This is a genomic window from Kitasatospora sp. NPDC090091 (assembly GCF_044747365.1).
Classification (GTDB): Bacteria; Actinomycetota; Actinomycetes; order Streptomycetales; family Streptomycetaceae; genus Kitasatospora.
Genome location: NZ_JBIVDY010000002.1, coordinates 143,556 through 168,285, shown reverse-complemented (window position 1 = coordinate 168,285; position 24,730 = coordinate 143,556). Strand labels below are relative to the sequence as shown.

Below are 24,730 nucleotides of genomic sequence, written 5' to 3'. Positions count from 1 at the left end.
CTAACCCGGTCATGTACAGCTCTTGTCGCAGATGCGTCGGGGCTGTGCGACGGGCTGTCCGGCCGGTGGTGGGGCCGGGCGGCGGCGCCGGTCGTAGGGCGCCGCGCGGCCCGGTTCACGCCGCGGCGAGGAAGTCGCGAACGGTGCTGGTGAAGGCCTCGGCCTGTTCGAACACCACGACGTGGCCGGTGTCGAACTCGGCGTACTGGCTGCCGGGGATGGCCGCGTGGAGGCGGCGGGTGTTCTCCACCGGGATGGTGGCGTCCTGGCGGCAGCCGATCACCAGGGTCGGGGCCTGGACACGGGGGAGCAGGTCGGTGATGTCCAGGCTGAGGTCGAGCGCGATGTGCCGCAGGGTGCCGGGGGTGGGCTGCATGAAGGCGGCGTTGGCCTCGACCGCCTCGCGGCCGATCCGGTTGAGGAAGCCGCGGCTGAACGCGGTGAGGGTGGCGTAGCGGCCGAAGGCGGCCGGGTCGCCGGCGGTGGCCAGCCAGACGGTCATCATGTTGCGCAGGTACTCGTCGTCCGCGTTGATCCAGCCCGCGGCGGCGACCAGCCGGCGGACCTGCTCGGGGCGGCGGGCCGCGGCGGCGGTGGCGACGACCGCGCCCAGCGAGAAGCCGACCAGGTGGACGGGGCCGCGGCCGGCGTCCTCGATGACGGCGTTGACCTGGGCGGCGAGGGTGTCGACGGTCAGCTCGGCGCCGTCGTCCTCGGCGGTCTCGCTGCCGGACAGCTCGGGGAGCAGCACGGTGTAGCGGTCGGTGAAGCCGTCCAGCAGGTGGTCCCACATGCCGGAGCCGGGGCCGGTGCCGTGGACGAGGAGCAGGGTCTCGGGGCCGTTGCCCACGATGCGGTAGGGGATGCGGGCGGTGTTGACGGTGACGGTGGGCATGGGGGTCCTCCGGGAGCGGTGGGGCGGGGTGTTCGGCGGGGTCCCGCCGACAGAAAGTAAACTACACGGTGTAGATCACTGAATCAACTACACCGTGCAGTGCACTTTGGGGCGTGGCGCGGGGCGTGTGGGGCCCGGTGTCGGTGGGCGGGGGGTGCCCTGGGTCGGGATGGCCGGGCTCGGACGTGCGGCGAGGGCCGGCCCCGGAGGTGGGGCCGGCCCTCGCCGTGGGTGTTGCGGCGCGCGCGGCCGCGGGTGGGATTCAGCCGTAGAGGCGCAGGAAGGCCTTGATGCCTGCGGTGATGCCGCTCCTCAGGTCCTCCTCGGCGATCGGGACGGCCCCGAAGAAGGTGGCGTCGGCGGCGCCGCTGAAGGTCAGCAGGGTGAACTGGGTCGCCGCCAGGGTGGCGTCCTCGATGTGCAGCAGCCCCTGGTCGGCGAGCCGGCCGAAGTGCGCGGCGAGGTCGCGCTGGGAGGCGAGCGGCCCGGCGTCAAGCCAGGCCCGCAGGACGTCGGGCGGGATGTTCGCGGCCTCGGCGCGGATCGTCCGCCCCAGGGCGTAGTGGTCGCCCGCCGTCAGGACGGCCCGGGCGCGGTCGACGGCGAAGGCGGTGAGGTCGGCCTCCAGGTCGACGATCTTGTGCAGGTGCCGGTCGGCCAGGCCGGCGATGACCTCGGTCAGCTCGTCGGCGGTCTCCAGCGCGACGGAGAGGAAGAGCTTCTCCTTGTCGCCGAAGTGGTTGTAGATGGTGCGCTTGGACACCCCGGCCTCGGCGGCGATCGCATCCACGCTGGCGCGGGTGTAGCCCTCGCGGCCGAAGACCGTGCTCGCGGCGCGGGTGATCGCCTGCCGCTTCTCCGGCATCCGGCGGGAGCCCGCGGCCGGCGCCGGGGTGGCGGGGGTGGTCGGGGCTGCTGAGGCCCCTGAGGTCCCTGGGGTCATCCGGAGGTCGCTCCTTCGCCATTGATTGCACTACTCGGTGCAGTTTACTCTCGGGTCCGGCCGGCGGACGGCCCACGCGCCTGCGCGGGCGGTGGAACTGGCGCCGGGTGCCGGGCCGTCCAGGGAGCAGAAGAAACCGCATGCCGCCCGGGGGTGAACGCCGGGAGAACCACGGAGGTCCCGGTGCAGCCAGGTGGCGCCGAAGCGAACGTCGAGATCCACGCCGGCCGGCCGGTACGGCCGCTGCGGACGGCCCCCGTGCCGGCCGCCGAGCCGGTCCACGGCGGGCAGGCAGAACGGGCCGAGGCCGCCGCCCGCTGCGACCGCCTGCTCCGGGACACCCTGGACGCGGTCCGGCCCGAGCTGGCCTGGCGTCAGGGGCCCACCCGGACGGGCACGCGACTGCTCGCGCCCGGCTCCGGCCCGGCCGACGGGGCCGTGCACTGGTACGTCGCCCGCAGCCTGGACATCGTCACGGTCATCTCGCCCGCGCGCCGGCCGGAACTGCCGGGCATGGTGGCGACGGCCTGGCAGCGCCGGGGCTGGCGGCTCACCTCGGTGAACGCCGGCCGCCCGCTGCCCGGCCTGGCCGCGGTGACCCCGGACGGCTACCGGCTCGGGCTGGAGTTCGGCCCGCTGGGCCAGGCCAGGCTGACGGCGGTCTCGCCGGGGACGGCGGCCCGGCCGGGGTGGTCGGCCGAGGCCGGCAGTGCTCCACTCCCCGGGGCCGGCGCCGGCACGGCGGCGCTGCCGCGGATCCGCTGCGCGTTCTGGAGCGCCCTGGGGTGAGCCGGGCGGTGCGGCGAGCGCGGCGCGGGGAGGCGGCGGGAGGCGGCGCCCGCGCGGTCAGCGCAGCAGCCGGCGCTCCTTCGCCACGGCCACCGCGCCCGCGCGGGTGTCGACGCCCAACTTGTCGTAGATCCGCCCCAGATGGGTCTTCACCGTCGCCTCGCTGATGAACAGCGCCCGGGCGATCTCGCGGTTGCCCAGTCCCTGCGCGAGCTGGGCCAGGATCTCCTGCTCCCGGTCGGTGAGCTGCGGCAGCGGGGCCCGCATCTGGGCCATCACCCGGGAGGCGACCGGCGGCGAGAGCACGGTACGGCCGCGCGCCGCCGCGTGCACCGCCGCGAACAGCTCCTCCGGCCGCTCGGCCTTCAGCAGGTAGCCGGTCGCACCGGCGCCGATCGCGCGCGTGATGTCGGCGTCGGTGTCGTAGGTGGTGAGGACCAGGACGTGCGGGGCGCCGGGGGCCGCGGTGATCCGCCGGGTCGCCTCCACGCCGTCGATGCCGTCGCCGAGCTGCAGGTCCATCAGGACCACCTGGGGTGCCAGCCGGGCGGCCAGCGCCACAGCCTCCTCACCGCTGCTGGCCTCGCCGACCACCTCGATGTCGCCGGCGCTGGCCAGCAGCGCGAGCAGGCCCGCCCGGACGACGGCGTGGTCGTCGCAGACCAGCAGGCGGACGGGCGGGGTCGGGGGCGGCGACGCGGGCGCGGTGCTCATCGGGGCTCCAGGGGTTCTCGTCGGGGCTCCAGGGGGATGGCGGCGGAGACCACGGTGCCCTCGCCGGGGGCGCTCTCCACCGTGAGGGTGCCGCCGAGCTGGCGCAGCCGGGCCCGCATCGCGGGCAGCCCGTGGCCGCGGCCGGCGGCGCCGGGTCGGGAGCCGGCTCCGGCTCCCGCTTCTCCGGCGAGCCGGAACCCCCGGCCGTCGTCGGCGATGTCCAGGACGGCCTGGTCGCCGAGGAAGGAGAGGGTCAGCGCGGCCGCCGAGGCGTCCGCGTGCTCCCGGACGTTGGCCAGCGCCCCCTGGGCGATCCGCAGCAGTGCGGACTGCGCGGCCGCGGGGAGCGGCACCGGGAGGCCGTCCAGGTGGAAGCGGACCGGCAGGCCGCTCTCGGCGGACTCCCGTTCGGCGAGCGAGCGCAGCGCCCGGTCCAGCGTCCGGCCGTCGGCGAGCTCGGCCGGGGCGAGGTCGTGGACGAAGCGGCGCGCCTCGGCGAGGTTGCGGGCCGCCACGTCGGCGGCGGTGCGGACGTGCGTGCGGGCCGTCGCCGGGTCGGCGTCCCAGGTCCGGTCCGCGGCCTGGAGCAGCATCTGCTGGCTGGAGAGCCCCTGCGCCAGGGTGTCGTGGATCTCCATCGCCAGCCGCTGGCGCTCGGCCAGCGTGCCCTCCCGCCGCTCGGTGGCGGCGAGTTCGCGCCGGGTGCGGCGCAGGTCGGCGATCAGTGCGCGCTGCCGCTCGGACTGCCGCTCCATGTACAGGAAGACGGCCGTGGCCAGCGCGGCCACCGCGGGCGGCAGCAGCACCAGGTTGGCGTCCACCGGGCCGGGCAGCCGGATCTCGCCGACCACCACCAGCAGGGTCAGCGCCGCCACCAGGGGGATGGCCGCCCGGGCCGGCAGGGTGCGCAGGCCCGTGTAGACCAGCGGGACGGCGCACCAGGCGAAGCTGGGCGCCAGCAGGACCAGCACCACCCAGAGCCCGACCACCAGGGCCAGCGGCCAGAGCCGCCGGTGCTGCCCGGGCGCGGGCGGACGGCGGTGGGCCAGCCAGGAGCCGGCCGGCTGGGCGAGGGCCAGCGCGAGGCTCAGCCCGAGCACCCAGGGGATGCGCGGATTGTCGGGGTGGTGGCTGAGGAAGCGGCTCAGCGAGGTGGCGAGCAGCAGCAGGAAGGCGGAGTCGAGCAGCACGGCCAGCCGGCCCGCGTCCGGGTCGGCGGCGGGCACGTCGCCGCTCGCGGCGGCGGCGGTGCGGGGCGGCTGCTCCACGGGGTCGTTCCTCACTCTGCTTCCGGTGCTGCGCGGCCGGGGTGGCCGGGACCGCGGCGGCGTCCGGCGGCGTCCGGCGGACCCGGGCGCGTCCGGCGTGCCGGTGCTGCGGCGGCCGTCCGGGCCACGGCGCCGACCTGCGCCGACCTGCGCCGATCCCTCGATGGTGACCCGGTCGGCCGGGCCGCGCATCAGCCGATCGGTTGACGGGACCGTCATCCATCATGCGCGCCGGCGGCGGCCGGACCGTCGATGTGGCCGAGGGGGTACCGGCCGGAGGATCGATACCGAAGCCGCCGAGCCCGACCCGGCCCCCTGGTTCCGGCCGTGGCCCCCGACCGATCCGACGAGGAGCAGGACCATGAAGAAGACCTCCGTGCGCACCCGTGTGCTGACCGGTACCGTCGCCGCCGCCGCGCTGGCCGCCGCCACCGTCGGCGCCGTCTCGGCCAGCGCCGACACCGCGGAGACCCCGGCCGCCGCGGCCTCCGCGGTCAAGGCCGACACCCAGAACAAGAACCTCGCCCAGACCACCGGTCTGACCATCGAGGCCGCCACCAAGGCCGCCCAGGCCACCCTGGACGCGGCCACCAAGGCCGGCCAGCACGTCTCGGTAGCCGTGGTGGACCGCGACGGCGTGACCCGGGTCCTGCTCAAGGGCGACGGCGCCGGCCCGCAGTCGCCGGAGTCGGCGCAGCGCAAGGCGTTCACCGCCGTCTCCTGGAACGCCCCGACCTCCGAGCTGGCCAAGCGCCTGGCGCAGGCGCCGAACCTCAAGGACATCCCGGGCACGCTCTTCCTGGGCGGCGGTGCGCCGGTGCAGGCGAAGGGCGCTCCGGTCGCCGGGATCGGCGTCGCGGGCGCGCCCAGCGGCGACCTGGACGAGCAGTTCGCCCAGGCCGGTGTCGAGGCGCTCTCGAAGTAACGGCGGGCCGGTGGCGGCCGGGCGGTCCGGGACATCCGGCCCGGCCCGGCCGTTTCCGCATCCGCGACCGCCCCGCCCTGTCCGGCCCTGTCCGGCGCGCGGGCGGCGACGAGCGCCGGGACGGGCCCCCGACCGCCCCGGCGCTCGGTTCGTGCCACCGGCGCGCGGGACCACTGCGCTCCGCCGCGCCGCGCCGCCCCGGATCCTGCCGCCGGAGCACCGCAGCGGCCAGGATGGGCCCATGGCACACATGACCGAGGCCGAGTGGCGCGCCTTCCTCTCCGCCGGCACCCGCACCGCCAAGATCGCCACCACCCGGGCCGACGGCCGCCCGCACGTCGCGCCGGTCTGGTTCCTGCTGGACGGCGACGAGATCGTCTTCAACACCGGCGCCGCCACCGTGAAGGGCCGCACGCTGGCCCGTGACGGCCGGGTGATGCTCTGCGTGGACGACGACCGGCCGCCGTTCTCCTACGCCCTGGTGCAGGGCGCCGCGCGGCTCGTCGACGACCTGCCCGAGGTGCGCGCCTGGGCGACCCGGATCGCCGCCCGCTACATGGGCGAGGACCGCGCCGAGGAGTACGGCGCCCGCAACGGCGTCCCGGGCGAACTGCTGGTCCGGGTCGCGATCGAGAAGGTCACCGCGGAACACGGGGTCGCGGACTGAAAACCCGTGCCGCTGTCGGTGGCGCGTGGCAGGCTTCCCGGTATGACGGCGTGGACCCTCAACGACATCGAACGTGCGATCCGCTCCTCCTGGGGTGTCGACACCTGTGCGCCCGAGGACCTGGCCCACTGGCGTCCCGACAATCCCGCCCGCGGCCAGTGCGGGGTGACGGCGATGGTGCTGCACGACCTGCTCGGCGGCGAGCTGATGATGGGCGAGGTGCACGTCGGCGGGGTCCGGACGGACCTGCACTGGTGGAACCGGTTCGCCACCGGCTTCGAGGTCGACCTGACCCGGGAGCAGTTCGGCCCGGAGGAGCACGTCGGTCCGGGCCGTCCGGTCGCCCGCCCGCAGCGCCCCGGCCGGCTCCAGGCCCAGTACGAGCTGCTGCGCCGCAGGGTGGTCGCCCAGCTGGAGACCGGCCGGCCGGGCGCCGCCCCCGCTGTCGCCCCCGCTGTCGTTGCGCCCGCCGTCGCCCTCGCCCAGCGGGCCTGCGCCTGAGCCGGTGAGCCGGCGTCGGTGAGCCGGGGCCGGCCCCCGGGGCCGCGACCGCAACCGGCCCCGGCGGGACGCAGCCGGTCCTGCCGCACGAGCACCGGACCCGGGTCGAAATGCGCCCGGGGTCGGAATTGCGCCACCGGGCGGTGTTCGCGTACCGTCCCGCGGACGTGTACCGGTCATGGTGGGATCACCTGGCGGTCGTGATCAAAAGCCTTGTCCGGTAGCAGAGTTGGGTCAAACGGACAGGCGCGGGTTCGCGGGCGGGAAGCAAGAGGGGTACCCGCCTTCCGGAGTGGCCGATTCCTTCGGTAGTCTCCGTCGGACTTTCAGCTTCGCGGGGGGTTTGCTGTTCGGACAGCCGTGCCCACCGCTTCCCGGGCCGCGCCCGGACTCTCTCGTGAGGTCTCCTTGTCCAAGTCCATACGCCGCAGTTTCGCCCTCGCCGGCGCCGCCGCGCTCGCCTCCTCGATGGTCCTGGCCGGCGCCCAGGGCGCCGTGGCCGCCGGTACCACGGGTTCGCCGTCGGCCGCTGCCGCGCCGCAGGCTGACAAGGCCGCGCACAACGCGCTCGACCTGTCCGTCGCCGGGGTGCCGAACACCTTCATCGCGGGCGGCGAGTCCAAGCAGTTCACCTTCAAGGTCGACAACGCGACCAAGCACGACTTCGTGTTCTACCCCTTCCTCAAGTTCAAGAACCGTGAGGGCAGCCTGGAGGCCGACAACCTCAAGGTCGAGTACCAGCTGCCCGGCGGCTCGTGGCTGCCGGCCGGCGTGGCCCCCGGCGGCGGCGACACCGACGACGACGCGGTGCTCATCATGCTCGGCGGCGTGGACGGCGACGGCAACGTCGACGGCGGCGCCCTGCTCGCGGTCAACCGCGGCAAGAGCCTGAACATCACCGTGCGCGTCTCCTTCACCGACGACGCGCCGCTCGGCAAGGCCGGCGTGGTGCCGGTGGTCTTCTCCGAGCAGCTCGACGACAAGACCGGCGAGGCGGTCGGCAACGGCCACTTCAGCTGCGACGGCATCAAGGGCGCCGGCTTCACCATCAAGTCCGGCGGCGGCAAGCCGAGCCCGACCGGCAAGCCGACCACGGCGAAGCCCACCACCGCCAAGCCGAGCCCGACCGCGACCAAGCCGAGCGGCAGCCCGACGACGAGCCAGTCGCCGACCGCGACCGCCACGCCGAGCACGTCCACGTCGCCGACCGCCACCGCGACCGCGACCCCCACGGCAACCACGACGGCCACGCCGTCGGCCACGGCGACCCCGTCCACCACGGCCTCGCCGTCGGCGACCACCTCGCCGACCACCGCGCCGACCGAGACCGCCAAGCCGACCGGCCCGGCCACCTCGGCCCCGGCGACCTCCCCGGCCGCCACCGCCCCGGTCGCCACCACCTCGGCCGGCCCGCAGGAGCCGATCGACTTCCCGGTCTCCGTGCCGAACGTGACGCCGCCGAAGCTCACCCCGGCCGCCGTCTCCGGCGCCAAGGCCGCCGCGGACAAGGCGCTGGCGACCACCGGTGGCGGTGACGACACCACCGCCATCGCGATCGCCGGCGGCGCCGTCCTCGCGGCCGGTGCCGGCACCCTCCTGGTGCTCCGCCGCCGCAAGTCGGCCCAGCAGGGCTGAGCCTGACCCGCGTGCCCCTGGTGCGTCCGTCCGCGGACGCGCCAGGGGCACCGTCGTTCCTCCGCCGGTCACCGGCGGGCGGACGACGGGAGTTTCCCGATCTGGCCTAGGATGACCCGCCGGAGGGGGCGGAACGGCGCGGAGAGGTACAGGGTGCGGGGAGCACGTTCGGCACGGGCCACCACCGACTACGAGGCGGCCACCGGTCGGATCGCGGGCCTCCCGGTCCGCAGACACCACGTGCTCCTGGTGGCCTGGACGGTGCTCTGGTTCCTGCTGGTCGAGCCCAGCGGGGGCTTCTCCTGGCACTACCTGCGCCAGGGCGAGGAGCTGCTGTTCAGCGGGCGGTCCGACGGCGGCCTCTCGCTCTACGCGCACCACCCCGAGCTTCAGATCGGGCCGGTCAGCCTGGCCGTGGCGCGGCTCTTCGACCCGTTCCCGCCGCACACCGGGCAGGTGCTCGCCGAGGCGGTGATGTCCGGGCTCGGGCTGGTGATGCTGGTGCTGATCGGCCGCACCGCCGCCTGGTACTACCTGGGCACCGGGACCAACCACCGCCGGCTGCAGCAGCGGCTGCTGGTCGCCGGGCTGGCGTTCATCCCGATGTGGGTCGAGGTCTCGGTCCGCTTCGCGCACCTGGACGACGTGCTGGCGCTCTTCTTCACCACCCTCGCCGCGTACGAGCTGAGCCGCGGCCGGGCCACCCTGGTCGCCCTCCACCTGGCGCTCGCGGTGGACTCGAAGCCCTGGGCGCTGGCCTTCGCCCCGCTGATCCTCGCCCTGCCCCGACCGGCCTGGTTGCGGACGGCGCTCTGGTTCGCCGGGCTGGTCGCGGTCGCCTGGCTCCCGTTCTACCTGGGCAACCTGGACACGGTGGCGGCCGCCAAGTTCACCATCCCCAACCAGCCGGCCTCGTCGCTGCGCTGGTTCGGGGTCACCGACCCGGCCACCCCCTGGTGGGACCGGCCGACCCAGTTCGCCCTCGGCCTCGGGCTGGGCGCGCTGGCGGTCTGGCGCGGCCGCTGGCCGGCCGTCGTGCTGCTCGGCGCCGACGCGCGGATCCTGCTCGATCCCAGCGTCTACACGTACTACACCGCCTCCATCCTGCTCGGCACGCTGCTCTGGGACGCGGTCGGCCAGCAGCGGCTGGTGCCCTGGTGGAGCTGGATCGCGCTGGCCGCCCTGTACGGGGGCACGCTGCTGATCCCGTCGGACTCGGGCCGCGGCTTCGTCCGCCTCGCCTTCGTCGTGCTCTCGGCGGCGTACGTCCTGCTCTGGCCCACCCGCCGGACGCGCCGGCCGCGGGCCGGCGGCGGCGATCCGCGGGGCCGGCGGACGGCCCGGCGGCGGGAGCGCACGCTGGTCGGCGCGGCGGGCTGACCGGCGACCGCGGCCCGCGGGCCGCGGTCGCCGGCGCGCGGCTACCGGGGGCCGGGGACGAGGTCGCGGGCGTCCTCCGGCACGGCGGCCGTCAGGTCGGACGGGCGGAACAGGAGCGCGGCCAGCGCCACGCCGACCGCCGCACCGGCCGCCTGGGCGAGCACGAACCCGGGGACGGAGCCGGCGGCTATCCCGGTGTAGCTGTCGGTCAGGGCCCGCCCCACGGTGACGGCCGGATTGGCGAACCCGCCCGAGGAGGTGGCCCAGCAGGCCGCGCCTACCCAGAGGCCGACCGCGGCCGGCACCAGCCCGCCGCGCCTGCTGCGGTCGAGGCCGGACACCACCAGGAGCAGGGTGCCGGTGGCCACCACCTCGCCGAGCCAGAGCGCACCGCCGTCCCGGGCCTGCCCGGACGGCTCGGCGAACGGCCGCTCGAACATCACGTTGGCCAGGCCCGTCCCGAGCACCGCGCCGGCGGTCTGCGCGGCGGCGTAGGCGCCGAGCTCGCGCAGGCCCGGCCCGTCGCCGCCACGCCGGCCGGCCCACCACGCGCCCGCCGTCACCAGCGGGTTGAAGTGCCCGCCGGAGACCGGGCCGAACAGCTGGATCAGGACCGTCAGGGCGAGCGCCGAGGCGCCGACGTTGGCGAGGAACCGCACCCCGCCGTCCGCGGTGAGCGCGGCGGCCCGGACGCCCGAGCCGACCACCACGGCGGCCAGCGCCGCCGTCCCGACCGCCTCCGCGGCCAGCCGTCGTCCCAGGGGCGGAGAGATCGTGGTCATGGCGACATGGTCGCGGCCGCCGTCCGGCCCGGCAATTGGCGGCTTCGTCCAACCCGCGCCCGGCCCGGGCACCCCCGCTCGGAGACTCGCACGGGGCCGTCGACCGCCGGGGCGGACGGGACCGGTGAAACTGGCTTGACCCTCACGCAGCGGGAGGGCGGAGGCTCGTGGTCAGCACGAAGGGAGCCCCACATGAGGGAGCGGATCGTCGGAGGGCACGCATGAGCGGCGGCTACTCGGTCGGGCAGGTGGCGGGGATCGCCAAGGTGACCGTCCGGACCCTGCACCACTACGACGAGATCGGGCTGCTGTCGCCCGAGGGCCGTACCCGGGCCGGCTACCGCCGGTACCGGGACGCCGACCTCGACCGGTTGCAGCAGATCCTGTTCTACCGCGAGCTCGGGTTCCCCCTGGAAGAGATCGCGACCATCCTGGACGACCGCTCGGTCAGCCCGAGCGAGCACCTGCGGCGCCAGCACCGACTGCTGAGCGACCGCATCGCCCACCTCCAGGAACTGGCCGCGGCCGTCGAACACGCCATGGAGGCAAAGAAGATGGGAATTCAGCTGACCCCGGAGGAGAAGTTCGAGGTCTTCGGCGACGCCTACCGCGAGGAGTGGGAGGACGAGGCCGAGCAGCGCTGGGGCGACACCGAGGCCTGGGCGCAGTCCCAGCGCCGCACCGCCGGCTACGACAAGGCGGACTGGCAGCGGATCAAGGCCGAGGCGGACGCCCTGAACGAGCGTCTGGTCGCCGCCTTCACCGCCGGCGAGCCCGCCGACGGCGGCCCGGCCATGGACCTCGCCGAGGTCCACCGGCAGCACATCGTCGACAACTTCTACGAGTGCACCTTCGAGATCCACCGGGGCATCGCGGGGATGTACGTCGCCGACCCCCGGTTCACCGAGGTCTACGAGCAGCTCGCCCCCGGGCTCGCCCAGTGGCTGCACGACGCCATCCTCGCCAACGCGGCCTTCCGCACCGGCGAGCAGGGCTGACGCGGCAGGGCCGACCCGCCACGTCGGACGGGCGGGCTGCGGCGCCGGCCGGGCGGCGTGCTCAGGCGACGCCGCGGCCGAACGAGCGGCGGTAGGCGGTGGGGGAGGTCCGCATCACCCGCCCGAAGTGGTGGCGGAAGGTCGCGGCGCTCTCGAAGCCGACCGCCGCGGCGATCTCCTCCACCGAGCCGTCGGGCGATTCCAGCAGGGGGAGGCTGGCCGCGATGCGCTGGGTGACGACCCAGCGCATCGGGCTGGTGCCGTTGCGCGCGGTGAAGTGGCGCAGGTAGGAGCGGTCGGACATCTGCGCGGCGCGGGCGAGCACGGAGATGGTCAGCGGCGAGGAGAGGTGGTCCAGCGCCCACTGCATCGAGCGCACGACGCCGTCGTCCTCCTCCTCGACCGGCCGGATCGCGGCCTCGATGAACTGCGCCTGCCCGCCGTCCCGGTGCGGCGGTACGACGAAGCGGCGGGCGACGCTGTTGGCCACCTTGGCGCCGTGGTCGCGGCGGACCAGGTGCAGGCAGAGGTCGATCCCGGCGGCGCTGCCGGCGCTGGTCAGCACCGAGCCGTTGTCCACGTAGAGCACGTCCGGGTTGACCCGCACCGACGGGTACCGCTGCTGGAGCAGCTCCGCGTACCGCCAGTGGGTGGTGGCCTCGTGCCCGTCCAGCAGCCCGGCGGCGGCCAGGGCGAACGCGCCCGAGCAGATCGACACGATCCGGGCGCCGCGCTCGTGCGCCGTCCGCAGGGCGGCGACCAGCTCGGGGGAGACTCCCCCGGCCTGGCGGCCGGGAGGTGCTCCCGCGCCGCCGAAGGCGTTCGGCACCCCGGGGATCACCACGGTGTCGGCGGCGGCGAGTTCGTCCAGCCCGTGCCGGGCGGTCAGGGAGAAGCCGCCGACCGCGTCGAGCTCGGTGCCGGGCCGGTCGGCGCAGACCTTCAACCCGTACCAGGGCGCCGCCAGCAGCCCGGCCAGCTCCGGCCTGGCCAGCCCGAACACCTCCACCACCACGCCGAGTTCGAACGGCGCCATGCCGGAGAAGGCGTACACCGCGACGTCGTGCACCGGTTCGGGCCGCCGGCCGATCGCGACGGCCACCGGTCCGGAGCGGCTCTGCTGGGCCATGGAAAACCCCCTGCTGACGGGTGGCGGAATGCCGGTGAGTGTAGCCGTTCCGGCCAACGTGGATTTCCCCGGAACCCGCCTGCAACCCCCGCGCCGCCCACACGTCCATCACTACGGGGGCGGAACCGGTCGGAGAGCTTGACGCTGGCATGATTCCGCTGATCACGAACTTGATCACGGGTCCTGACGGGGCGGCAGAACGCCGATCGCGTCCTGGGGGAAAGCAGAACGCAGATGTCCATGGCCATCGGGCCGATAGCGGGACCAGCGAGAGGGCGGGGCATCCTCGCGGGAGTGGTCGGGCTGCTGTTCGGCGTCCAGGAGGCCGGCCGGGCGGCCGACCTCCCGGGCGCGGAGCCGGAGGCGGAGAAGCGCCGCTCCGGCTTCCGGCTGCTGCGCGGTGGCCGGAAGCAGACCGAGGACCGGCCCACGCTGACCGACCTCTACCACGCCCACCGGCTCGGTCTGGTCCGGATGGCGGTGCTCCTGGTCGACCATCAGGACCTCGCCGAGGACGTCGTGCAGGAAGCTTTCACCCAGCTCTACCAGCGCCACGGAGAGCACCTCGACGATCTGGACAACGCCCTCGGGTACCTGCGGACCTCGGTGGTCAACGGTGCCCGGTCCATGCTGCGCCGCCGCAAGACCGCGCGTGAGTACGTTCCGCCGCACGAGGCGGACGCGCCGTCCGCCGAGGACCACGCCGTCCTCAACGACGAGCACCGGCGGGTGCTGGTGGCGATGCAGGAGCTGACCCCGCGCCAGCGGGAAGTGCTGGTGCTGCGCTACTGGTCCGACATGTCGGAGGCGCAGATCGCCGAGACCCTGGGGCTGTCCCGGGGTGCTGTGAAGTCCACCGCCAGCCGGGCTCTGGACGCCTTGGAGAAGCACCTGGAGAAGGTTCGATGACCGACAAGAATCCCCGCCTGCCCGGCGGCGGTGCCGATCCGGGCGAGAGCCCGATGGAGCAGCTGCTGCGCGAGGCGATGAACGCCCGCGCCGCGCAGATCACCGCGCACGACCTGCGCCCGGCCGACCCTCCCAGCCGAAGAATGCGCAGGCTGCGGCCGGTCTACCTGGCCGCGGTGCCGGCGTTCGCCCTGGCTGCGGCGCTGGCCGTCGGCGTGCTGACCTTCCGCGCCGACGACGTCGCCGACCACCGGACGCCGAACCCGGCCGCCACCCTGACGTCGTCGCCCGCCAGCCCGTCCCCCACTGCGACCACGACCCCGTCCCCCACGGCGACCGCGAGCGGCTCCCCGTCCCCGTCCGCCACGGCCGACGGTGAGCCGGACGTCCCGGCCGGCCGGCCCAGCGGCGCCCCGTCGGCCTCCTCGTCGACCACCGCGGCCACGTCCGGGACGCCGACCCAGGTGACCTTCCGCGGCGTGAAGTTCAAGGCCCCGGCGGGCTGGCGGGTCCTGGAGCCGCAGCCGGGTGCCCTGAACGTGTGCGTGCTGAGCCCGGGAGCTCCGCAGCCGGGCACCGAGGACGACTGCACTCCCTACGGGGTGCTCCTGACCTCCTACAACACGGCGGACGAGGTCGAGCACGCGCTCTGGCCGTCCCAGCACTTCCTCGATTCGGACAGCGGATGGTCCCCCCAGCCGTCCTGCCCGATCTGGGGGAAGCAGTACGCGCCCGTTCCTGCGGACAAGATCACCAGCTCCGCAGTCCGCACCAGGGACATCGTGGCCGGCCGGCCCGTCTACAAGACGCAGTGGCAGGTCACCTGCAACGGCACGGACAAGTTCACCGCCCAGATGTGGGGCCTGGAGAAGGACCAGGTCTTCGTCTCCGCCATCGGCCTCAAGCCCGAGTACCAGGCCGGCGTGGTGTCGATCCTCGACAGCATCGACCTGAGCGGGCGGCAGGCCCCGGCGAAGCGCGCCAACCAGAACGACATCAGCGTCAGCGTGGAGGGCCTCGGGGTGGGCCAGCAGGTGCCCAACAACGGCACGCCCGTGACCTTCTCGGTGACGTACAAGAACACCAGCCAGACCGACTACGCCAAGGTCCAGCCGTTCGTGATCACCGACAGCTACGCGGGCACGCCGGCCAGTGCCGCGCCGGTGCCGGAGAACGCGGGCAAGCTGGAGCGCCAGGACGGCGACACCTGGACGCGGGTCGCGATCTCCCCCGGCAGCGACATGGGCTACGCCGTCGCCGATCCGAAGTCGCTGTTCCCGCTGCCCCCCGGGCAGAGCAGGACGGTCAAGTTCCGCCTCACCATGGACCACGCAGCCGGGCCCGGTGTGATGCCGGTGACGGTGCAGGCCGCGCTGCCCTACACCGGCAGCAATGAGTTCACCCCGATCGGCGAGCGCAGCATCCCGGTCCGCGTGGTGGCCAAGTAGCGCACGACACCGGAGCCCGGCCCCCCCGAGGGGAGCCGGGCTCCGGTGTGTCCGCCCGTTCGGACGTGCGACGGGCGGCAGGCTCAGGCGAGCGAGGCCATCCACGCCTCGACGTCCTCGGCGCGGCGCGGCAGGCCGCCCGAGAGGTTCTCGTTGCCGTCCGCGGTGACCAGGATGTCGTCCTCGATCCGGACGCCGATGCCGCGGTACTCCGCCGGCACGGTCAGGTCGTCCTCCTGGAAGTACAGGCCGGGCTCGACGGTGAGCACCATGCCCGGCACCAGCAGGGCGTCGACGTGCTCCTCCCGGCGGGAGTGGGCGCAGTCGTGGACGTCCAGGCCGAGCATGTGGCCGGTGCCGTGCAGGGTCCAGCGGCGCTGCAGGCCGAGCTCCAGCACCTTCTCGACGTCGTACAGCGACGGGTCCAGCAGGCCCCAGGCGAGCAGGCGCTCGGCGAGCACGCGCTGCGAGGCGTCGTGGAAGTCGCGGAACCGGGCGCCGGGCTTCACCGCGGCGATGCCGGCCTCCTGCGCGTCGTAGACGGCCTGGTAGATCTTCCGCTGGAGCTCGTCGAAACGCCCGTTGATCGGCAGGGTGCGGGTGACGTCGGCGGTGTAGAGGGTGTGCGTCTCCACGCCGGCGTCCAGCAGCAGCAGCTCGCCCGGGCGGACGGCGCCGTCGTTGCGGACCCAGTGCAGCGTGGTGGCGTGCGCGCCGGCCGCGCAGATGGAGCCGTAGCCGACGTCGTTGCCCTCGACCCGCGCGCGGCGCCAGAAGGTGCCCTCGATCCAGCGCTCGGAGGTGGCGACGGCCTGGCTCAGCTCGCGCACCACGTCGGTGAAGCCGTTCACGGTGGCGGCGCAGGCGGCGCGCAGCTCGCCGATCTCCCACTCGTCCTTGACCAGCCGCAGGCCGCTCAGGAACTCCTTGAACTCGGCGTCCTTGCCGGCGTCCAGCACGTCGGCGAGCGCGGCCTCCAGGCCGGCGTCGTGGCCGCGCACGATCCGGGTGGGGACGGTGCCGGACTTCGCCTTGTCGGCCAGCTCCTCGGCGGCCTTGCGGACGTCGCGGGCCGGCAGGCCGAGCAGCTGCTCCTGCTCGGCGAGGCTGTGCCGGCGGCCGACCCAGAGCTCGCCGTAGCCGTCCAGCCAGAACTCGCCGTTCTCGCGGTCGGAGCGGGGCAGCAGGTAGAGGCCGAAGTCGTGACCTGAGTCGCCGGTGGGCTCGGCGACCAGCACCGCGTCCTCGGTCTGGTCGCCGGTGAGGTGCACGTACTCGCTGGCGGCGCGGAAGCTGTAGTCGGAGTCGTTGGCGCGGACCTTCAGGTTGCCGGCCGGGACCACCAGGCGCTCGCCGGGGTAGGCGGCGGAGAGCCGGGCGCGGCGCTCGGCCGCGTACGGGGCCTGGGCGACCGGCTCCAGGCCGTGCAGCTCGGTGTCGGCCCAGCCGGACTTCATCGAGGCGGCCAGTTCGTCGGAGACCCCGGAGTACAGGCCGTTCTTGCGGCCCTTGAACTCCTGCGGCTGCTCCTCGCCCCCGGCCTCGGGGTTCTCGGCCACTGCCGGGGTGCGGTCCTCGGTCACGTACGTCGCCTCCTTGCGCGTGCGGCCGCCCCATGGGGGTGTCCCGGGGGCCGGAGCCCTGGGGCGCGTCGGATCGCGACACGCACGGGCGGCCGTGCGTCCATGGTACGGACGTCCGCCGGCGCGCCCCGGCGGGGGAGCGGCGGCCCCGCGGCGGACGGCCCGCGCGGGGGCCGCACCGGGCAGTCGGCAGGGGCCCGGTGCGGCCTCCCGGCGGGCTGGGGCCTGTCTTGCGGATCGGGCCCGGTCCGACCTGATCCACAAGGCGGGCCCTACTCGAAGCGGGCGGCCAGCAGCATCAGGTCGTCGGTGGCGGCTCCGGCGGCCGGGTCCGGGCAGACGGCCAGCAGGTGGGCGCAGAGCCGGTCCGGGTCGATCCGCACGTCGCGCGGGGCGTCGGCGGCGGCCCGCCGCAGGTTGGCCTGCCCGGCGTGCAGGGTGGGCCCGCAGCGGCGGGCCAGCCCCTCGGTGTAGAGCACCAGGGTGTCGCCGCGTTCGGCGGTGAACTCGACCCCGGGCGCCTCCCAGCAGGAGAGCATGCCGAGCGGGGCGGAGAGCGAGGTCTCCACGAACTCGGCGCCGTGCCGGGTGACCAGCACCGGCGGGCAGTGCCCGGCCCCGGCCAGGGTGACCCGGCGGTCCTCCGGCTCCACCCAGGCGTACACGGCGGTGGCGCTGCGGGTCGGCTCGGTGGTCTTGAGCAGCAGTTCGAGGTCGCCGAGGACGGAGACCGGGTCCTCGCCCTCCAGCACCGCGTACGCCCGCAGCGCCGCCCGGACCCGGCCCATCGCGGCCGCCGCGCCGGGCGCCGAGCCGGGCCCGGCGCCGGGGCCGTCCCCGGAGACGCTGCCCACGGTGAGGCCGACGGTGCCGTCCGGCAGCGGGATGGCGTCGTACCAGTCGCTGCCGGCGGAGTGGTCCAGGCCGGCAGCGACCAGCCGGGCGGCGAGCCGCAGGCCGGCCGGCTGGGGGAGCCGGTCGGGCAGCAGGCCGCGGCGCAGCGCCTCGGTGGTGCGGCGGACCTTCTCCGCGTCCAGTTGCTTGGCCAGCAGCGGGGCGGCGACCTCGCAGTAGCGGTGGGCCAGCTCGCGCTGGCGCTCGGTGGGGGCGGCGGGCTCGTCGTAGAACCAGAGCGCGGCGGCCAGCGGGCCGTCCTCCTCGGTGGCGAGCGGCAGGCCGTAGCAGCCGCCGAGGCCGAGGGAGGCGGCGAGCTCGCGCAGCCGGGCGCCGATCGCGGGGTCGTGGGCGAGGTCGCGGCACTCCAGCTGGTCCGGCCGGTCGCGCTCGCGCAGCAGCCGGGCGACCGGGCTCTGGTCGGCCGGCACCGTCTCCAGGGAGCCGAGGCTGGCGCGGTCCAGGCCGTGGCCGGTCGGCCGGCCGGGGCCGCCGCCGGGTGCGGCGGTGACCAGCAGGGCGCGGCTGGCGCCGAGCAGCGCCGTGCCGGAGGCCAGCAGGGCGTCGACCGTGGCGTCGAGGCCGCGGGCGCGGGCGAGCCGCTCGGTGTGCTCGTGCAGGCTGGTGAAATCGGACAGCCGTCCGGCCAAACGGTCCTGCAGCCCGGCCGTGGGTGTGCTCCGTCCGTCGGCGCCGGCCGGCTCGCCGGCGGCCGCGGGCCGTCCGTCGCCGGCCCCGGCCGGGTCGGCCTGCTCCTCGGCCGGTCCGGCGGCCGGGCCGGGGAAGCCCGGATGGTCGAGCACCGAGAGGCCGCTGGCGGTGCCGGGCTCGCCCGGCTCGGCGGACGTCGACGATGCGTGGGACTCGGTCATGCCGCCACTCCTGACGCGGTACGTGTCATACGGAACCCCCCAGGTACGGCCGATGTGGAGCGAGGACGGCAAAGGGCGCGTTCCGCCTCGATTCGCTACTTCTCGTCATTGATCGTCAGCAATGCCACCACTTCTACACAGGCCATTCGGGGCATGTCCAGATCCGTTCCGGTGCCGGTGCCCGGTCCCGCCGCCCCCGGAGCCGGTACCCGTCGGGGTCCGGCACCGGACCCCGACGGGTACCGGAGTGCGCCCGGGAACCCGCGCGGGGCGCGTTCCGTTCGAGCGCGCGCCGGGTGCCGCCGCGGCCCGGCCGGGGGTGTTCCGGCGGCCCGCCGGTGCCGGGCGGAGGGCATGGACCGGCCGGAGAACGGGCAGAACCGTCAGGACGGCCCGGACGGCCGTCCGGATCGTATGCTTTCGCCGCTCGGAGGCCGGGCCGGTCGGAAGTCACTCACTCGTACGGTGGAACCAACCGCGCCCGGGCGGCGTCCATCCGGTCGCATGCGGGATTCTCGTTCCAAGGGCTGTTCCAGGCCGGACAGGTTCTGGTCCGCGGCCCTTCTCAGGTCGTGCTCCACACCGTGCTCCACCCCTGCCCACGCCGTTCGCCCTGCCCGCCGCCCCGATCCGGGCCGGTGCGGCGCTCCCCGACGCGGGCCGCGGGCCGGGAGCGAACCGAGCGGTCACGGAAAGGAACGAGTGCCATGCGCGAGAACCCGAGCAACCGTCCGGCGGCCCGTTCGGCCCGGCTGGCCGCGGCCCTGGCGGCCGCCGTCGACCACCGTTGGCCCGTGGTGCCCGGCACGCTGCTCCGCGGCGGGCGGTGTTCCTGCGGGGACCAGGACTGTCCCGTCCCCGGCGCCCATCCGCACGATCCGCCGCTGCTCGCGGCCACCACCGATGCCCGGATGGTGCGTTGGTGGTGGGAGCGGCAGCCGGACGCGCCCGTGCTGGCCGCGACCGGCCGGACCGTCTCGGCGGTCAGCCTGCCCGCGGCGGCCGGCGCCCGGGCGCTCGCCTACCTCGCCGCGCTGCGGCTGCCGCTCGGCCCGGTGCTGGCGCTGCCCGGCCGCTACGCGCTGCTGGTCGCCCCGTACTCACTGGAGGTGTTGGGCGAGATGCTCGCCCAACTGCCCTGGGTGCCCGGGTCGTTGCGCTACCACGGGTCGGGCGGCTTCCTGCCGCTGCCGCCCGGCGGCGGGACGGGGGGCCGGGTGCGCTGGGTGCTCGCACCCCGCCCGGCAGCCGACGGCGGGGTCTGGCTGCCCCAGGTCGGGCCGCTGCTCGGCGAACTGGTCGAGGCGGCAGTCCGGTTGGACAGCGGCCGCTCGGCGTACTGACGGCCGCGGGCGGACCGGGCCGGCGCGGGGCCCACGGGCCGCCGCCGCGCTGCCCGGAAACTGATCGGACACGGTGCAACCGGGGCGCCTGCGGCGAAAAACAAAAGATCCGGCCGCTGGCGACGGGGGATGCACCAGCGACCGGACTCTTTAGACAGTAACAAGGATCCGCGGCTACGCCAATTTCCAAGATGCCCTGGCAGTCCGGAAATTGCCGTTCGGACGGGCAATGTGACGCGTATCACCCGGATCCCGGTCGCCTTTAGTTCAAGGTGACCTGACGGTTCACCAGGTTCGCGCGGGCGCGGCGCTCCTCGGCGGTCAGCGGCCGCTCGTCGGCGAGCGTCTCGGCGAGCCGCTCGGCGAACTCGGCGGCCGGCTTCTCGCAGTCGGCGGCCGTCATGGCGAGCGGGAGGTCCCAGACCGGCACGGTCAGGCCGTGCGCGCGGAACGAGCCGACCAGACGGGTGTCCGCGCCGAGCGAGGACTTCTCGGCGGCGGTCAGCCGGGCCAGCGCGTCCAGCAACTGCTCCTCCGGGACGGTCATCACCCAGCGGAGGTGGTTCTTGTCCGGGGTGCCGCACCAGTACGCGGAGTCGACGCCGCTCAGCTTCTCGGTCGGGATGGCCGAGGCGTTGGCGCGCTCCAGGGAGGCGGCCACCTCGCCGGTGGCGGTCTCGGCGTCCTCCAGCCAGAACTCGAAGCCGGTGTGCACGGCGGGCGCGAAATCGGCCTCCAGGTCCAGCAGGTCCTGCAGGCGGCGGCCGCCAGGGACGGTGCGGCGGGCGGGCACCGGCGAGCCCGGCTCGGCGGCCAGCGCCAGCTCCAGCGCGTCGGCCAGGTCGCGGCTGAGGTCGCCGGAGGAGGACTGGGTCTGCAGGCCGAGCAGGATCGAACCGTCCTGGCGGCGCAGGGCCGGCCAGGCCAGCGGCAGCACGGTGGCCAGCGTCACCGACGGCACGTCTCCGGTGGCGGTCCCGGCCACCCCGGCGGCCAGCGTCAGCGGGACGGTCGCGGCCGGCACCAGCTCGCGCAGCGCCACCCAGTCGGCCTCGCCCGGCAGGCCCTCGAACGGGCGGTGCACCAGCTCCTGCACCGCGTGCGAGGCCTCGCGGCCGTGGCACGCCTTGTAACGGCGGCCCGAACCGCAGGGGCAGTTCTCGCGGGCCCCGACCACGGGGATCTCGCCCGTGACGGCGGTGGTGGACTGGCTGCGCTGCGGCGCCTTCTTGGCGGCCTTCTTGCCCATGGTGCGGCTCTCCCGGGGACGGTGGTGTTGTGCTCCGGGCAGCCTACTGACGTTCCACCGGCGCGTGGGCACACGCCGGGGCCTGGGGGAGGGGGACGGCGCTGCGGGCCCGTTCGGCCTGCGGGCCCGCTCGCCCGCGGCCTGCGGGTCCGGGGCGTGCGGACCGCCCTGGCCGCGGGCCGGGGTCGGCCCGGGTCGGCGAACCGGTCGGCCGTCAGGCGCTGCGGGCATCACCGCCGGTGCGCCGGGCGTGGCGGGCCCGGGCGGGCAGCGCGGCCCACACCGTCACCTCGCCGGGCGCGTCGCGCACGCCCCAGTCGCTCGCCAGCTGGTCCACGATGCTCAGGCCGCGGCCGCCGCGAGAGGTCAGCGACGGGCTGGCCGGGGACGGCCGGGTCTGTGCCCCGCCGTCGGTCACCTCCAGGGTGAGGACGCCGTCCGCGTGCATCTGCCAGCGGACCAGGATGCCGCCGTCGTCGGCTCCCACGTCCTCGCCGTCCCGGGACCGTTCCTGCGGGCGTTCGTCGGACCTGCCCGGCCGGGCCGAGCCGCCGGCCGCCCCGGAGGGGACGCCGACCAGCACCTGGCCCACGACCTCGGCGCGGGCGCTGCGGCCGAGCACGGGCAGCGGCCCGAGCGGCCGGGCGTAACGACAGGCATTGCTCAACAGTTCGGAAAGGATCAGAACAGCATCATCAATGACCGGTTCCGGTATCTGCCGGTCACCCAGATCTCGACGCAGTCGGCGCCGTGCGACCCCGACACTCGCTGGGCCGTGCGGCACTGCCATGGTCGATGAAGTCGGCACTTCACGCGCCACCATCAACGCCACCCCCGGACCTCCTTCAGCGTATGCCGAGGGATGGATGCCCCTTGGTAATGCGTCGGAAACGACCGCACGGCGATCCCGGCCGGACATTTCGAGCCGCACGACACACGGTGCGCGACAGGTGATTCGCCGCTCACCCTCTGTCGTGAAACGCAAAAACCACGGCAGAAAAGCGACAGCGGAAGGTTTGAGTCCCTACCAAGACGATCAACTGAACGCCGCGTCACGGCCGAGTGGACGGTGACCCGAAACACCCGGGACACCCGAGGATGATGGGACGCCCGGGGAATTACCGCCCCAGCTGGGCCAGCACCTCCGCCGGGCGGTTGGTGATGATCGCCGACACGCCCAGCTCCAGGCAGAGCTCCACGTCGGCCGGCTCGTCGACGGTCCAGACGTGCACCTCGTGGCCCAGCTCGCGCAGCCGGGTGACCAGCCGGGGCTTGGCCCGCACCAGGTCGATGCCGGGGCCGGCGATCCGTGCACCGCCCGGCAGCGCCGCGCCCGGCCGCAGCCGGCCCTGCAACGGCAGCATCCGCTCGAACAGGAACACCCGCGGGTACTGCGGCGCGGCGGCGGCCACCCGGGCCAGGGCCAGCGAGGAGAAGCTCATGATGCGGGCCCGCGGGCCGTCGCCCCGGGGGCCGTCGGCGGCCTGCGTGCCGGCTCCCCGGGCGCCGCCGATCCCGAACCGGTCGAGCGTCCGCAGCAGCTCGCTCTCGACCCGCCCGCGGAACCGGACCGGGTGCTTGGTCTCGATCGCCAGGTCCACCGGCCGGCCGCAGTCCGCGACCAGCTCCAGCAGGCTCTCCAGCCGCAGCACCTCGCGCAGCTCCGGGTCCCGGCTCGGCACGCCGGTCTTCCAGGCACCGAAGTCGTGCGCCTCCAGCTGCGCCAGCGTCATCGCGGAGACCGTGCCGCGGCCGTCCGACACCCGGCCGATCCGGCGGTCGTGGACGCAGACCAGCTGACCGTCGGCGGTCACCCGGACGTCGCACTCGACCGCGTCCGCGCCCTCCTCCAGTGCCCGGCGGTAGGCCGCAAGGGTGTGCTCGGGCAGGGCGTGCGAGGAACCGCGGTGGGCGATCACCTGGACGGGCGGCGCGGTGCGCGCCGCCGCAGGCGAGAGATCAGGGCTGGTCACGGCGTCAACGATAAGCGGCGGAAGTGAAGCGGAAGCGAAGACGGCCCCAATCCGCGGGGCCGTCTTCGGGGTGCGGGCGGCGGTCAGCGCCGGCCGCGGGTCAGCGGGGTGAGCGCCCAGGTGGCCAGGGCGGGCACCAGGAAGCCGAACAGCGAGGCCGAGGTCCACTCCTGCGGGGTGAAGTGCAGGGCCTCCTGGACGGAGGTCCAGAAGTCCGTCCACCAGCCGGCGATCGCGGTCGGTGCGATCAGCTGGTAGACCGCGAAGCCGAGCGCCCACGGCAGCAGCATCAGCCAGCGGGACGGCGCGTCGGCGGCGAGGTTCCAGCCGCGCCGGCCGGCACCGAGGAAGTAGTCCACCGCCAGCACCGCGAACATCGGCACGAAGACCGAGCCGATCAGGCCGAGGAAGGCGTAGTACGAGTCGGTGAACTCGGTGATCTGCAGCGCCAGGACGGTGATCAGCAGGCCGGTCGCGCCGGTCAGCACCCGGCGGTCGACCTTCGGCAGCAGGTTGTGGACCGACATCGCGGTCGAGTAGACGTTGGCGAAGGACTGGTCGGTCTCGCGCAGCACCAGCACCAGCAGGAAGAGCCAGCCGGCCCAGACGCCCAGGAACGAGTCGAAGATCTTCGTCGCGTCGCCGTCCGCCTGCAGCAGCGCGAACAGGCCGAGCACGTAGCACCAGACCTGGGCGATCGTGTAGCCGGAGAAGCTGCCCCAGAACGCCGCCCGCGGGGTGCGCGAGTGGCGGGTGTAGTCGGCGGCCAGCGGCACGAAGGAGATCGAGACGGCGATCATCGCGTCGGTCGCCTTGAGGAACCCGTGCCAGTTGCCCGCGCCCGGGTCCGGGACGCCGTGGCGGCCCAGCTGGACGGTGAAGTACACCATCGCGACCGCCACCGCCGCGGCGACGAAGCGGCGCAGCACCGCGATCGCGCCCAGCGGCCAGATGGTCAGCGCGGTGGTCACCGCGCCCGCCAGTACGACGAACACCCAGCGGTAGCCCTCGGTGTGCGCCACGGTCTGCGCGCCCATCGCGATGACCAGCAGCTCGTACACGCCCCAGCCGATGCACTGGACGATGTTCAGCACCGTCGGCACGTACGAGAGCTTCGTCCCGAAGAGCCCGCGCAGGTTGGCCATCGCGGGCGCGCCGGTGCGGGCCCCGATCAGCGCGGCGACGCCGAGCATCGCGGTGCCGACCACGGTGCCGGCCACGATCGCGGTCACCGCGGCGGCCAGCGACAGCTCGCTGCCGGGCGCGCCGAGCACGGTGGCGGCGGTGGTGAAGCCGATCAGGCTGACGCCGAGGTTCATCCAGAGCGCGAAGTGGTCCCGGAACCGCAGCGTGCGCGGCGGCTCGGTGTCCAGCACGAGCGGCGCCTCGACCCGCTCGCCCGGCTCCGGACGGTCCAGCACCGCGGTGGAACCGCCGGCGGGGGCCGCGGCGTCGGAGTGAACGGCCGAGGACGACTCGGGGAAATCCTTGGACGCGGGCGCGCCCGAAGAAGAGGATGGCGAAGCAGACGGCATGGCCGATACTCCCTACGCCGGCATTACCCGGACAGGTTCCGGCGGTCTGCGCCCCCTCGACGGTCCGTCCACGGAGCCCGTGGCGTACGGTCGACCGGCGCACTCTCAGCCTGGTGGGTCCAAGCTCCCGCGTGTCAGTTTGGAGCGACAGGCTAGCCGCCCAGGTGGGGAACGCCAAGGCCGTGGTCCCGGCGGTCCGCATCGCGGGACGGCGCGCCGTCGGCACGGGGCCGCGGCAGAGGGTCGCGCGGGGGTGCCGCGGGGGCCCCGGGCACGTGCTGTTGGACCGGGCTAAGGA

At 74.8% G+C, this 24,730-nt stretch carries 22 protein-coding genes and 1 riboswitch; of the genes, 10 read left to right on the top strand and 12 right to left on the bottom strand.

Translation table 11 applies throughout. The features are described 5' to 3' along the window. Nucleotides 1-115 precede the first annotated feature (115 nt). Together ACIPSC_RS03720 and ACIPSC_RS03715 are read right to left on the bottom strand one after the other, a co-directional pair. A complete protein-coding gene (locus tag ACIPSC_RS03720) occupies nt 116-895 on the bottom strand; it encodes an alpha/beta fold hydrolase (RefSeq protein WP_400822694.1) in 780 nt (259 codons plus the stop codon). A gap of 262 nt (nt 896-1,157) precedes the next feature. Beyond that, nucleotides 1,158-1,838 (bottom strand): TetR/AcrR family transcriptional regulator, encoded by a 681-nt coding sequence (locus ACIPSC_RS03715; RefSeq protein ID WP_400822693.1) that lies wholly within the window; start codon nt 1,836-1,838, stop codon nt 1,158-1,160. Nucleotides 1,839-2,021: 183 nt separating this feature from the next. On the opposite strand from ACIPSC_RS03715, the gene ACIPSC_RS03710 reads away from it, so the two are divergent. Beyond that, nucleotides 2,022-2,627 carry a hypothetical protein gene (locus ACIPSC_RS03710; protein ID WP_400822691.1) on the top strand — a complete coding sequence of 202 codons (606 nt, stop codon included), beginning with the start codon at nt 2,022-2,024 and terminating at the stop codon, nt 2,625-2,627. Between the two features lie 57 nt (nt 2,628-2,684). Here the strand turns inward: ACIPSC_RS03710 and ACIPSC_RS03705 are convergent, their stop codons facing one another. Both ACIPSC_RS03705 and ACIPSC_RS03700 read right to left on the bottom strand, forming a co-directional pair. Continuing rightward, nucleotides 2,685-3,341 carry a response regulator gene (locus ACIPSC_RS03705; protein WP_400822689.1) on the bottom strand — a complete coding sequence of 219 codons (657 nt, stop codon included), beginning with the start codon at nt 3,339-3,341 and terminating at the stop codon, nt 2,685-2,687. Then, a complete protein-coding gene (locus tag ACIPSC_RS03700; RefSeq protein WP_400822687.1) occupies nt 3,338-4,609 on the bottom strand; it encodes a sensor histidine kinase in 1,272 nt (423 codons plus the stop codon). The genes ACIPSC_RS03705 and ACIPSC_RS03700 overlap by 4 nt, the downstream gene beginning before the upstream one ends. A gap of 361 nt (nt 4,610-4,970) precedes the next feature. Between ACIPSC_RS03700 and ACIPSC_RS03695 the strand changes: the two genes are divergently transcribed. The 5 genes from ACIPSC_RS03695 (at nt 4,971) to ACIPSC_RS03675 (ending at nt 9,717) form a co-directional block, all read left to right on the top strand. After that, entirely contained in the window at nt 4,971-5,534 is a 564-nt protein-coding gene (locus tag ACIPSC_RS03695) for a heme-binding protein (RefSeq protein WP_400822685.1), read from the top strand. Nucleotides 5,535-5,784: 250 nt separating this feature from the next. Continuing rightward, the gene (locus tag ACIPSC_RS03690; RefSeq protein ID WP_400823328.1) at nt 5,785-6,201 is read left to right on the top strand and encodes a PPOX class F420-dependent oxidoreductase; all 417 of its coding nucleotides are present in this window, start codon (nt 5,785-5,787) and stop codon (nt 6,199-6,201) included. 42 nt (nt 6,202-6,243) lie between these two features. Further along, entirely contained in the window at nt 6,244-6,702 is a 459-nt protein-coding gene (locus ACIPSC_RS03685; RefSeq protein ID WP_400822684.1) for a hypothetical protein, read from the top strand. Between the two features lie 408 nt (nt 6,703-7,110). Then, on the top strand, nt 7,111-8,337 hold the full coding sequence (locus ACIPSC_RS03680) for an LPXTG cell wall anchor domain-containing protein (protein ID WP_400822683.1): 1,227 nt from the start codon (nt 7,111-7,113) through the stop codon (nt 8,335-8,337). 153 nt (nt 8,338-8,490) lie between these two features. Beyond that, entirely contained in the window at nt 8,491-9,717 is a 1,227-nt protein-coding gene (locus ACIPSC_RS03675; RefSeq protein ID WP_400822682.1) for a hypothetical protein, read from the top strand. Nucleotides 9,718-9,758: 41 nt separating this feature from the next. Here the strand turns inward: ACIPSC_RS03675 and ACIPSC_RS03670 are convergent, their stop codons facing one another. Next, nucleotides 9,759-10,499 (bottom strand): aquaporin, encoded by a 741-nt coding sequence (locus tag ACIPSC_RS03670; RefSeq protein ID WP_400822681.1) that lies wholly within the window; start codon nt 10,497-10,499, stop codon nt 9,759-9,761. A 221-nt stretch (nt 10,500-10,720) separates the two neighbouring features. Between ACIPSC_RS03670 and ACIPSC_RS03665 the strand changes: the two genes are divergently transcribed. Next, nucleotides 10,721-11,497, top strand: a complete 777-nt coding sequence (locus ACIPSC_RS03665; protein WP_400822680.1) for a MerR family transcriptional regulator — start codon at nt 10,721-10,723, stop codon at nt 11,495-11,497. A 61-nt stretch (nt 11,498-11,558) separates the two neighbouring features. Here ACIPSC_RS03665 and ACIPSC_RS03660 read toward each other — a convergent pair whose 3' ends face one another. Next, nucleotides 11,559-12,626, bottom strand: coding sequence for a helix-turn-helix domain-containing protein (locus tag ACIPSC_RS03660; protein ID WP_400822679.1), 1,068 nt, complete (start codon nt 12,624-12,626; stop codon nt 11,559-11,561). A gap of 294 nt (nt 12,627-12,920) precedes the next feature. Between ACIPSC_RS03660 and ACIPSC_RS03655 the strand changes: the two genes are divergently transcribed. Together ACIPSC_RS03655 and ACIPSC_RS03650 are read left to right on the top strand one after the other, a co-directional pair. Then, the gene (locus ACIPSC_RS03655) at nt 12,921-13,535 is read left to right on the top strand and encodes an RNA polymerase sigma factor (RefSeq protein ID WP_400822678.1); all 615 of its coding nucleotides are present in this window, start codon (nt 12,921-12,923) and stop codon (nt 13,533-13,535) included. Continuing rightward, a complete protein-coding gene (locus tag ACIPSC_RS03650; RefSeq protein ID WP_400822677.1) occupies nt 13,532-14,983 on the top strand; it encodes a hypothetical protein in 1,452 nt (483 codons plus the stop codon). The genes ACIPSC_RS03655 and ACIPSC_RS03650 overlap by 4 nt, the downstream gene beginning before the upstream one ends. Before the next feature lie 83 nt (nt 14,984-15,066). On the opposite strand, the gene ACIPSC_RS03645 is transcribed toward ACIPSC_RS03650, so the two are convergent. Both ACIPSC_RS03645 and ACIPSC_RS03640 read right to left on the bottom strand, forming a co-directional pair. Further along, complete coding sequence (locus ACIPSC_RS03645) at nt 15,067-16,566, bottom strand: aminopeptidase P family protein (RefSeq protein ID WP_400822675.1); 1,500 nt, start codon at nt 16,564-16,566, stop codon at nt 15,067-15,069. Nucleotides 16,567-16,838: 272 nt separating this feature from the next. Further along, nucleotides 16,839-18,332 (bottom strand): PP2C family protein-serine/threonine phosphatase, encoded by a 1,494-nt coding sequence (locus ACIPSC_RS03640; protein ID WP_400822674.1) that lies wholly within the window; start codon nt 18,330-18,332, stop codon nt 16,839-16,841. A gap of 707 nt (nt 18,333-19,039) precedes the next feature. Here ACIPSC_RS03640 and ACIPSC_RS03635 point away from each other — a divergent pair. Beyond that, the gene (locus ACIPSC_RS03635; protein ID WP_400822672.1) at nt 19,040-19,675 is read left to right on the top strand and encodes a bifunctional DNA primase/polymerase; all 636 of its coding nucleotides are present in this window, start codon (nt 19,040-19,042) and stop codon (nt 19,673-19,675) included. Between the two features lie 262 nt (nt 19,676-19,937). On the opposite strand, the gene ACIPSC_RS03630 is transcribed toward ACIPSC_RS03635, so the two are convergent. The 4 genes from ACIPSC_RS03630 to ACIPSC_RS03615 all read right to left on the bottom strand — a co-directional run bounded on the left by ACIPSC_RS03630 (nt 19,938) and on the right by ACIPSC_RS03615 (nt 24,318). Then, nucleotides 19,938-20,924, bottom strand: coding sequence for a DUF5926 family protein (locus ACIPSC_RS03630; RefSeq protein ID WP_400822671.1), 987 nt, complete (start codon nt 20,922-20,924; stop codon nt 19,938-19,940). A gap of 214 nt (nt 20,925-21,138) precedes the next feature. Beyond that, nucleotides 21,139-21,591 carry an ATP-binding protein gene (locus ACIPSC_RS03625; RefSeq protein ID WP_400822669.1) on the bottom strand — a complete coding sequence of 151 codons (453 nt, stop codon included), beginning with the start codon at nt 21,589-21,591 and terminating at the stop codon, nt 21,139-21,141. A 451-nt stretch (nt 21,592-22,042) separates the two neighbouring features. After that, a complete protein-coding gene (locus ACIPSC_RS03620) occupies nt 22,043-22,897 on the bottom strand; it encodes a glycerophosphodiester phosphodiesterase family protein (RefSeq protein WP_400822667.1) in 855 nt (284 codons plus the stop codon). Nucleotides 22,898-22,980: 83 nt separating this feature from the next. Continuing rightward, on the bottom strand, nt 22,981-24,318 hold the full coding sequence (locus ACIPSC_RS03615) for a purine-cytosine permease family protein (protein WP_400822666.1): 1,338 nt from the start codon (nt 24,316-24,318) through the stop codon (nt 22,981-22,983). Nucleotides 24,319-24,424: 106 nt separating this feature from the next. Then, nucleotides 24,425-24,573: riboswitch (TPP riboswitch) on the bottom strand. Between the last annotated feature and the right edge of the window lie 157 nt (nt 24,574-24,730).

What these genes read in the sequence shown, in the direction of transcription:
- ACIPSC_RS03715 (WP_400822693.1), bottom strand. Translation starts at nt 1,838, where the DNA reads ATGACCCCAGGGACCTCAGGGGCCTCAGCAGCCCCGACCACCCCCGCC.
- ACIPSC_RS03640 (WP_400822674.1), bottom strand. Translation starts at nt 18,332, where the DNA reads ATGACCGAGTCCCACGCATCGTCGACGTCCGCCGAGCCGGGCGAGCCC.
- ACIPSC_RS03685 (WP_400822684.1), top strand. Translation starts at nt 6,244, where the DNA reads ATGACGGCGTGGACCCTCAACGACATCGAACGTGCGATCCGCTCCTCC.
- ACIPSC_RS03630 (WP_400822671.1), bottom strand. Translation starts at nt 20,924, where the DNA reads ATGGGCAAGAAGGCCGCCAAGAAGGCGCCGCAGCGCAGCCAGTCCACC.
- ACIPSC_RS03650 (WP_400822677.1), top strand. Translation starts at nt 13,532, where the DNA reads ATGACCGACAAGAATCCCCGCCTGCCCGGCGGCGGTGCCGATCCGGGC.
- ACIPSC_RS03720 (WP_400822694.1), bottom strand. Translation starts at nt 895, where the DNA reads ATGCCCACCGTCACCGTCAACACCGCCCGCATCCCCTACCGCATCGTG.
- ACIPSC_RS03660 (WP_400822679.1), bottom strand. Translation starts at nt 12,626, where the DNA reads ATGGCCCAGCAGAGCCGCTCCGGACCGGTGGCCGTCGCGATCGGCCGG.
- ACIPSC_RS03705 (WP_400822689.1), bottom strand. Translation starts at nt 3,341, where the DNA reads ATGAGCACCGCGCCCGCGTCGCCGCCCCCGACCCCGCCCGTCCGCCTG.
- ACIPSC_RS03690 (WP_400823328.1), top strand. Translation starts at nt 5,785, where the DNA reads ATGACCGAGGCCGAGTGGCGCGCCTTCCTCTCCGCCGGCACCCGCACC.
- ACIPSC_RS03695 (WP_400822685.1), top strand. Translation starts at nt 4,971, where the DNA reads ATGAAGAAGACCTCCGTGCGCACCCGTGTGCTGACCGGTACCGTCGCC.
- ACIPSC_RS03635 (WP_400822672.1), top strand. Translation starts at nt 19,040, where the DNA reads ATGCGCGAGAACCCGAGCAACCGTCCGGCGGCCCGTTCGGCCCGGCTG.
- ACIPSC_RS03670 (WP_400822681.1), bottom strand. Translation starts at nt 10,499, where the DNA reads ATGACCACGATCTCTCCGCCCCTGGGACGACGGCTGGCCGCGGAGGCG.
- ACIPSC_RS03665 (WP_400822680.1), top strand. Translation starts at nt 10,721, where the DNA reads ATGAGCGGCGGCTACTCGGTCGGGCAGGTGGCGGGGATCGCCAAGGTG.